Raw genomic sequence first — 8,503 nt, forward strand, 5'->3', positions numbered from 1 at the left:
GGCGCACGCCGTGAGACGCAGGCTCCCTCGGCGTTCGGGCGGCGAACCGGCCCCGCGTTCCCGGAGTACGAGCGCGGAGGAGCCGGAGGACGGTGCCTCGGCCTTCGACTCTGCCCCCGATGTGGCCTCAGGCTTGGCCCCCGCCGTGGTCTCGGGCTTCGCCTCCGACTCGGTCTCAGGCTTTGCTTCGGAGGCGGCTTCGGACTTGGCGTCGGGCCCTGCTTCAGGCGTGGCTTCGGACTTGGCCTCTGCCTCGGCTTCCGGTTTCGCTTCGGCCGGTCCAAGGGAGGTCTTGCTGCCCGGTTCGCGTTCCTCGACGGGAAGACCCAACTCGGACCGCGACGCGGGGAGTTGGAGGGGCGCCCTGAGCGCCCAGGTCGGCCGGTGGTCCTCCGGTTCGTCGTCGGGCCCGTGCTCCGGCCGCTGGTCCGGTGGGACGGGCCACTTCACCGCCGTCCCGGTGGGCGGCGTCCCCGGCCCCGGTCGTACGTCCGGTCGGCGCTCCTGGTGGTCGAAGTCGAGGTGCACGCCGAGCGCCAGGGTGTCCTGGTCGAGCCGCTGTGCCCAGGCCGGGCCGCGGCCCTTCTTCGGCTCGTCCGCGGCCGGTGCGGGGGCTTCGCGGGCGCCCAGGTCCGCCAGGTCGCCGTCCGGGGGCGCGTCCTCGGGCACGGCGACGGGCGGCGCCGTACTGACGATCCGGTACAGCCTGGGTGAGGCGATCGCCACAATCACCGTGAGGGCGGCGACCTCCGCGACGCCCGCACCGGTCAGCCCCATCGTCGGAAGCAGAATCACCGTGAGGCCGAGCACCAGCACGCACAGCAGGCCCTGCAGCCACGCGAGTCCGGCGGTACGGCTCTGGGCGCGCAGCACCGCGAAGTACGTCTCCATCACGACCCGCAGCACCCCGCCGACCGCGAACCAGCGCAGCAAGGGCGTCGCCGCGTCCGCGTACCCCTGGCCGAACACACCCAGGACGAACGGCGCCCCGAAGAACAGGATCGCGCCCACCGGCAGCATGATCCGCGCCATCCGGAGCAGCGCGGCCCGGGTGTGCGCGGCGAGCCGGGCCGGGTCGTGCGAGCCCTCGACGGTGAGCGAGGCGCCCATGTTGATGGCCAGCAGGTTGACGGTGCCGCCGATGGTGATCGCGATGTAGAAGTACGCGTTGTCGGCGGAGCTGACCTGCGCGGCGACGATCACCGGGACGAGGTAGACCACGGCCAGCGAGAACAGCGAGCCGGTGTAGTCGCCCGCGAGGAAGCGGCCGATCTCCTTCAGCGTCGGCGGTTCGGCGTGCTCCTCGGTCGCCTTCATATGCCGGGGCACCAGCCGCCGGAACACCAGCCAGCCCAGCGGCAGCACGGACACCGCGATGGCCGCGACCCAGGACACGAACACGCCCATGGTGGGGATCGCGGCGGCGAACAGCACCAGCAGCACCAGCTTGACCGCCGAGAACACCGTGTTGCCCACCGGCACCCACAGCGCGCTGCGCAGCCCCGTCAGCACCCCGTCCTGGAGGGTGAGCACCGACCAGGCGACCACCGCCAGCACGAACACCAGCGCATGCATGGGGTCGTGCAGGAAGCGGTACGACGGCCCCCACAGGCCCAGCGTCAGCAGGAACAGGCCGGCCGCCAGCGCCACGACCAGTGAACTGCCCGCGTACGTACGGAAGATCAGGCGACCGGTGCCACGTCCCGCAACAGGTATGAACCGCGCAAGGGCGCCCGTCAACGTCACCGCCGTGAGCCCCGCGAGGAGCTTCATCGCGGCGATCGCGGCGGAGCCCTGGCCGACCGCGTCCTCGGTGTAATAGCGGGCGGCGACCAGCCAGTAGCCGAGGCCGAGGACGGCGGAGATCCCGGTGTTGAGCATCAGGGCATAAGCGTTCCGGAACAGCGGGCTGCCTCCGGATCCTTTGGAACCCCTGCTCAGTCCGGGCAGCCTCAGCCGGCGGCCGGACTGCTTCTCGGGCGCCTCGGTCGTGGGTGTGTCGGGCTGGGCTGTGGTCGTGTCAGACACGGGAACGGCTGGCCTTCCGGCGGATCTGGCGTGCTCTGCGGACCATGGCGTACCCCTTGGTGAGGGCATGGTCCTTGACGAAGGTACGGGTGATGGCCTGGCCTTCGACCAGCCGCTCGAACTCCTCGATGCGGGTGGAGCGGCGCACGGTGACGCGTTGCAGGGCGTACGGGCCCTGGCGGCGGTTCGCCAGGCGGTTGCCGACGGCGAGGGACTGGGCGAAGCCCGCCTCGCGCACCGTGCGGCGCACCCGGCGGCTGGAGTAGCCGTAGGGGTACGCGAACGAGGCGGGGCGGCTGCCGAGTTCGTCGGCGATGATCTCCTTGCAGCGCAACAGCTCGGACCACAGTGCCTCGTCCGTGAGCTGGTCGAGCTGGGGATGCGTATGGCTGTGGCCGCCGATCTCGACGTCCGCGTCCGCGAGTTCGCGCACCTGGTCCCAGTCGAGCATCGTGTCCAGGGCGCCCCCGGTGTCGTACGAGCCGCGCAGCCAGCCCGTCGACACGAACAGCGTGGCCGCGAAGCCGTGCTTGGTGAGCACGGGCAGCGCATGCCGGTGCACGCCTTCGTAACCATCGTCGAAGGTGACGAGGACGGGACGCTTTGGCAGCGGGCTCCCGGAACGCCAACTGTGCGCCAGCTGGGCGGTGTTGACAGGCGTGAACCCGCGATTGTCCAGCAGCGCCATCTGCTCGGCGAACGCCTCCGGCGCGACGGACAGGGCTCGCGTCGCCTCGTTGGGCACGGTGGAGACGGCGTGGTACATGAGGATGGGCACGGGGGTGTTCATACGGAACCACCCCCGGCCGCGCGGTCGCGCCCGGCGCAGGGCGTCGCCGCGCCCCGCGCCGTCATCACCAAACGTGCCCTGCTCATGCTGCTGCCCCCTCGCGCCCGGGACCTTCCTCTATCTCGACCACCGAGAAAGTGGCGCCACCCCTGCGTGCCCGAACGCTCCCGAGAACGTACCCGCCCGCCGCCGTCACCACTCCGGTGACGATGGCGGCGGCCCGGCCCGCGCCACCGGGACGGGCGAGGAGCGCGTCGCGCAGTCCGCGGGCCACTCCGACGGGCAGGACCCGCGTGGTGTAACGGCGCTCGGACTCCAGGCCCTTGTCGGCGCCGACGCTTCGGGCGACCAGGGCCTTCGAGAGACCTTCCGCGTACGTACGGGTGCGGAAGTAGGCGAAGTGCTCGCGTACTTCGGGCACCCGGTGGTGGATCACCGCACGGTCGTCGATCAGCAGGATCGCGTCCGGCTGGGCGCGGCTGAGGCGGATGCACAGCTCCGTCTCCTCACAGCCCAGCGGCCGCTTGTCGCCGTCACGCCCGATACCGGTCGCGAAGCCGCCCGCCACGTCGAAGGCGGTGCGGCGGAACGAGGCGTTGCCGCCCAGTACGTTCCGCACCTGTACGCGCCCCGGCGGCAGCCCCTTGTACGTACAGCCGACGACCCAGTCGAACTCCTCCGGGAACCAGGCAGGCCGCCGGCCCGACGCCCAGATCGGAAAAGTCCGCCCGCCGACGGCCATCACGCGCGGATCCGTGTACGCCTCGGCGAAGTGATGAAGCCAGTCGCGCTCGGCGACGGCGTCGTCGTCGAGGAACGCGATGACCTCACCGCGGGAGACCGCGATGCCGGTGTTGCGGCCCGCGGACAGGCCGCGGGGGCCCGCGTTGGCGAGCACCCGCACCTGACGCGTCTCCTTGTACTCCTTCGAAAGCCGGTCCAGGAGCGCCTGGTTGTGGTCCACGACCAGCAGCGTCTCCAGGGCGGGCCGGGACTGCGCCCGCACCGAGGAGACCGCCGCGAGGATGTCCTCCCAGCGGTCCTCGGTGTAGACGCAGATCACCACCGAGATGTCGATCGTGCTCAAGACACCTCTCCTCGCATGGAGCTGAGCGCGACCGCGTGCGCACGGCGCAGCGAACGGCGGTTGGAGCGCTCCTTGAGGATCACCTTGAGCACCCGCAGCCCGTCCCGTACGGCCCGCAGATTGCTCGCGCCGTGGATCCGCAGATACTCGTGGCTCGGGATCTCCTGCACCTTCAGCCCGGCCTTGACCACCCGGATGTTCATCAGGGTCTCCACCTCGAAGCCGGTGCAGTCGAGGTCGATCTTGTCGAGGCAGTGCCGCCAGAACGCGTTGTAGCCGTAGCAGAGGTCGGTGTAGCGGGCGCCGAACTTGCGGTTGACGACCGTGCACAGCGCCCAGTTGCCCAGCTTGCGGATGGGCGTCATGTCGTCCGTGCCGCCGCCGTTGGCGAACCGCGAACCCTTCGCGAAGTCCGCCCCGGAGACCAGCGCGGAGACATACGACACGATCTCGTTGCCGTCGGCCGAGCCGTCCGCGTCGACCATCACGATGATGTCGCCGGTGCAGGCCGCGAAGCCGGTGATCAGGGCATCTCCCTTGCCCTTTCCGGTCTGCTTCACCACCCTGACGTCCGGCCACAGTTCGCGGGCCACTTCGACGGTGTTGTCGGTGGAATTCCCGTCGACGAGAACCACTTCGTGAATCCACGCCGGCAGGGTCTTGAAAACGTAGGGAAGATTCTCCGCCTCGTTCATGGCGGGAATCACCACACTCACCGGAGGCGTGATCGCCAGGTGAGAAGATATGGGCCGGTATTGACCGGCCGTGGACGGTTCCTGTCCCGAAACTGCCGGGTGCAGAAATGAACTCATGAGTCTGGTCCCTCTCGTCCGGTGGGCCGCCCTCCCCAGGGCGGTCCGGCTATGTGTCCGGTTCGAAAGGGGGGTTCTCACTCACGGCATGCCGAAATGTATCTCCGTACCTGCCGGGTGAGCTGGCAAAGCTGGCCGGCTGGATAAGCCGGTCGCGCGGCACGCGCCCCGGAACCCTTGCGGACACCGGGCACGGCACCCCCCTACCGCGCCCCGCACCGGAACCATCGCGGTCCTTGAGCCCTCCCCTAGAGCCGCTTGATGTTGGACGATGCGGGATGAAGACGTATGAAGTTATTGACGATTGTGACGCTACGGCAAGACCTGGAACGAGACCTCACATTTTCTTTTATTTGGTCGTTACCCGGCTCCCCGAACGGATTTGTCCCATCCGCTTGAGGAGTTTGTCGGCCGGCTCGAACAACTCCGGCCGCGCCAGCACCGCATTCCGCAGCGCCCGGACCGGAGCGCGTCGCGCCCGGTGCCCGAGCGCCACCGGATGGCGGCGCGTCACCAGCCCTTCGGACACGGAGATTTCCCGTGTCTTCAGGGAGTCCTTGTATTCCTTCTGCCCCCGGCCCAGATCCAGATAGGCGATACCGTCGGCGGCTGCCGCCTCGGCCATCCGCAGATGCAGGACGAGCCCGGGGGAGTATTTGGAGAATGCCGGATCGTACGCGGGGAACCAGCACGCCAGTACGCGCTCGGAACGCAGCCCGAAGTGCGCGGCGATCGGCTTGCCGTCGACGTAGAGCACCGACAAAATCCCGGCGAACGACTCGGAGCGGCTGTGGAACAGCTGCGACACCAGCCGGGTGATCCAGTCATGCGCGAAGCGGTCGCTGCGTCCGGTCCTGCGGTACTGCGCCGACTTCCACGCCATCAGCGTGCGCAGCGCCTTGGGATCGCGCTCGTCGTGCACATAGCGCACCTCGCCGTGATCCCGGCCGAGCTTGCGCTCCTTGGCGAGCGTCGACTTCGTGAACTTCGGTGACTGGGCGCGCAGTTGGCTCAGATACGCCTCGTACCCCTGGTCGACGTCCATGACCGGGGACGGGAAGCTGCCGGTGGCCGCCGCCTCGAACGGCGTCTGGCCCGCCGCCAGATGATCGAACTCCCACACCGCGAGCCCGCACGCCCGCAGCAACTCCCGTGCGTCCCAGTCGAAACCGGGCCGGTGTACCACGCCCTGACAGTCCGAGACACCGAGACCGACCGCCCGGCCGACGCCGCTCGCGCCGCGCTGGAACGGAAAGAAGGCCGCGGGCTCCCCACCCTCCCGCACGACCGCTATCCGTACGCCCCGCCGGCAACGCCCCACCGCGAGTGCGAACTCCGGTGACAGGAACGGGTTCGCCAGCTCGGGCGAGCCGTTGAGATGGGCTTTCGACTGCAGAGCCGACCACGCCACCCGGTCGGCGGCCGTCAGTTCGCCGGGGCGGTACACGCTGATGTCCACGTCAGGAAGCCTGTCTCTTCACCGTACGGCCGCGCAGGCGCCGTACCAGGACCAACAGGAGCAGGAGAGAGCTGAGCGCGGCGACGACCGCGATTCCGCCCCGGACCGACCACTGGTGGACCGCGAGCATGCCCTGGGCGACCAGGATGTTGACCGCTACCGCTGCAGACAAAGACGCCACGATGCGGCCGAACGGTTCCAGTCCGCGCAAAGCGGCCGCGACCGCCGTCCCCGGCGCGGCGAGCAGGAAGAACAGCGTGAACGGCGCACGAAGAGGTGAGTCCACGTCGGTGAGTGCCAGCACCGCACCGACCCCCGCGATCGCCGCGGCGGCCCCCGCGAGCAGTGGCAACAGGTCCCTCCCCGGATCCCGTTGCGACGGCCCGTCTCTGCCGGTGGCAGATGCTTCTGCTGAAGATGAGTCTGATGAAGATGACTTGATGCGCAAGGTCTGCATTGGCGTCTTTGCCCCCCGAAGCGCCGGATGCCGGGCTTCAATGTCGCTCAGCGGGCAGGGGGACGTCAAGATGCGGAAGCGCCAAGTACGAGTTCCACGAGCGGAGGCGCGACTTCCGGTAACTCGCCGTCGTCCGAGGCGAGTTGGAACCGGCTCAATGGTCTTTCAGCAGGTGGCGTGCGCGTGTGACTCCCAGTAAGTCCGGGAAAGTATTGGCATGGACACTTCCTGTCAACTGGGTGCAGTGGTACGCACGTTATGGCAGAGATCCTGCTAAAGGGAGGTTCCATGAGACGTTCCCGACTTACGGCATACGCGACCTCACTCCTCCTCGCCGCCGCTTTCGCCCTCACCGGGGCCACGGCGGCGCAGGCGTCAGAACAGGCCGCTGCGACCGGCTATGTGGCCCTCGGCGACTCCTACTCCTCCGGAGTCGGCGCGGGCGGCTACATCGGATCCAGCGGCAACTGCAAGCGCAGCACGAAGGCGTACCCCTACCTCTGGGCCGCCGCGAACTCACCCTCGGCGTTCCACTTCACGGCTTGCTCGGGCGCTCGTACGGGTGATGTTCTGGCCAACCAGCTGGGCCCGCTCGGCCCCGGCACCGGTCTCGTCTCCCTCACCATCGGAGGCAACGACGCCGGTTTCGCCGACGTCATGACGACCTGTGTGCTCCAGTCCGAGAGCGCCTGCGTCGCCCGCATCAACACGGCGAAGGCGTACGTCGACTCGACGCTGCCCGGCAGGCTCGACTCCGTCTACTCGGCGATCAGCGCGAAGGCCCCGGCGGCCCATGTGGTCGTCCTGGGCTACCCCCGCTTCTACAAGCTCAACGGCAGCTGTGTGGCCGGCATGACCGAAGGCGAACGGTCCGCCATCAACAACGCCGCCGACTATCTGAACAGCGCCATCGCCAAGCGTGCCGCCGACCACGGCTTCACCTTCGGCGACGTCGTGCCCGCCTTCACCGGACACGAGATCTGCTCCGGCAGCTCCTGGCTGCACAGCGTCAACTGGCTGAACATCGGGGAGTCGTACCACCCGAACGCGGCCGGCCAGTCCGGCGGTTATCTGCCCGTGCTCAGGAGCCTGGCCTGACCGCCGAGTTGTGAGGCGCGCCGCTTACGGCGTAGGGGAGGCCCCGTCCGTTGTCGGGGTCTCCGTCTCACACGTCACCGAGAACGCCACCGAGTCGGACGTCGTATGCACGGGGCCGCGGACCTCGACGCTCATCTCGTTCTCGTAGGTGCCGCCTTCGTTGTACGTCGTCTCCACATGGTTGACCTGCTGGGACGTGTCGCCGCCGGAGAACGACAGCGACTTCCAGCCCGGATCCGAGGGTTCATCGCTCTCCGTCACCCACCGGTAGTCGACCTCCGCAGGGGCGCGGCCCACCGTGATCGTCGCCGTGAACGTGGGCGCCTCGGCTCCCGGCGGCGGACAGGCGCCGCTGTACTGCGTGTTCGAGCCCGACAGCGACACCTCGACGGACTGGGGTGGCGGAGAGCTCGTCTGTCCGCCGTCCGTCGAGCCGCCGTTCGTGCCCGAAGTCTCGCTGGTGGTCGTACCGTCGTCGCCGCCTCCGCTCGTACCGCCGTTGTCCTCGCCGCCGGTCGTGGAGCCGCCGTTGCCGGTTCCACCCGTGGTGCCACCGGTGCTGCTGCTCTCGTCGCCCCCTCCGTTGTCCTTGAGCAGGGCGTACGTCAGTCCCGCGAAGGCGAGCGCGAGGGCGACCAGGCCCGCGATCAGGACGACCGTGGCGCGCCGGGGGTGGCCGGGCTCGGCGGGCTGTGCGGTGGTGGTCGTGGCGGCCGGGTGGGAGCTCAGGCCACTGGCCGAGCGGCGGTTGCGTGCTGCGTCACTGTAGTCG

6 protein-coding genes and 2 pseudogenes are annotated in these 8,503 nt (G+C 69.2%); 1 reads left to right on the forward strand and 7 read right to left on the reverse strand.

Annotated features, from left to right (window positions below):
• The 6 genes and pseudogenes from G6048_RS44940 to G6048_RS44965 form a co-directional block, all read right to left on the reverse strand.
• A pseudogene (locus G6048_RS44940) lies at positions 1-2,028 on the reverse strand (lipopolysaccharide biosynthesis protein); the annotation flags it as partial.
• Positions 2,021-2,818 carry a polysaccharide deacetylase family protein gene (locus G6048_RS44945; RefSeq protein WP_206342924.1) on the reverse strand — a complete coding sequence of 266 codons (798 nt, stop codon included), beginning with the start codon at positions 2,816-2,818 and terminating at the stop codon, positions 2,021-2,023. The pseudogene G6048_RS44940 and the gene G6048_RS44945, both read right to left, overlap by 8 nt.
• An 82-nt stretch (positions 2,819-2,900) precedes the next feature.
• Positions 2,901-3,905 (reverse strand): glycosyltransferase family 2 protein, encoded by a 1,005-nt coding sequence (locus G6048_RS44950; protein WP_165345395.1) that lies wholly within the window; start codon positions 3,903-3,905, stop codon positions 2,901-2,903.
• Positions 3,902-4,717: a glycosyltransferase family 2 protein gene (locus tag G6048_RS44955; protein WP_165345396.1), complete on the reverse strand. Its 816-nt coding sequence runs from the start codon at positions 4,715-4,717 to the stop codon at positions 3,902-3,904. Before G6048_RS44955 ends, G6048_RS44950 begins: the two co-directional genes overlap by 4 nt.
• A gap of 349 nt (positions 4,718-5,066) precedes the next feature.
• Positions 5,067-6,176 (reverse strand): GNAT family N-acetyltransferase, encoded by a 1,110-nt coding sequence (locus G6048_RS44960; protein ID WP_165345397.1) that lies wholly within the window; start codon positions 6,174-6,176, stop codon positions 5,067-5,069.
• A 1-nt stretch (position 6,177) separates the two neighbouring features.
• The gene (locus tag G6048_RS44965; protein WP_235991089.1) at positions 6,178-6,528 is read right to left on the reverse strand and encodes a hypothetical protein; all 351 of its coding nucleotides are present in this window, start codon (positions 6,526-6,528) and stop codon (positions 6,178-6,180) included.
• A gap of 393 nt (positions 6,529-6,921) precedes the next feature.
• On the opposite strand from G6048_RS44965, the gene G6048_RS44970 reads away from it, so the two are divergent.
• Positions 6,922-7,731: an SGNH/GDSL hydrolase family protein gene (locus G6048_RS44970; RefSeq protein WP_165345398.1), complete on the forward strand. Its 810-nt coding sequence runs from the start codon at positions 6,922-6,924 to the stop codon at positions 7,729-7,731.
• 24 nt (positions 7,732-7,755) lie between these two features.
• Here G6048_RS44970 and G6048_RS44975 read toward each other — a convergent pair.
• Positions 7,756-8,503, reverse strand: a pseudogene (locus G6048_RS44975) (serine/threonine protein kinase); the annotation flags it as partial.

The sequence above is a fragment of the Streptomyces ureilyticus genome (assembly GCF_011045025.1).
Classification (GTDB): domain Bacteria; phylum Actinomycetota; class Actinomycetes; order Streptomycetales; family Streptomycetaceae; genus Streptomyces; species Streptomyces ureilyticus.

Coding starts and splice junctions, on each gene's coding strand:
- G6048_RS44970 (WP_165345398.1), top strand. CDS start 6,922: ATGAGACGTTCCCGACTTACGGCATACGCGACCTCACTCCTCCTCGCC.
- G6048_RS44945 (WP_206342924.1), bottom strand. CDS start 2,818: ATGAACACCCCCGTGCCCATCCTCATGTACCACGCCGTCTCCACCGTG.
- G6048_RS44955 (WP_165345396.1), bottom strand. CDS start 4,717: ATGAGTTCATTTCTGCACCCGGCAGTTTCGGGACAGGAACCGTCCACG.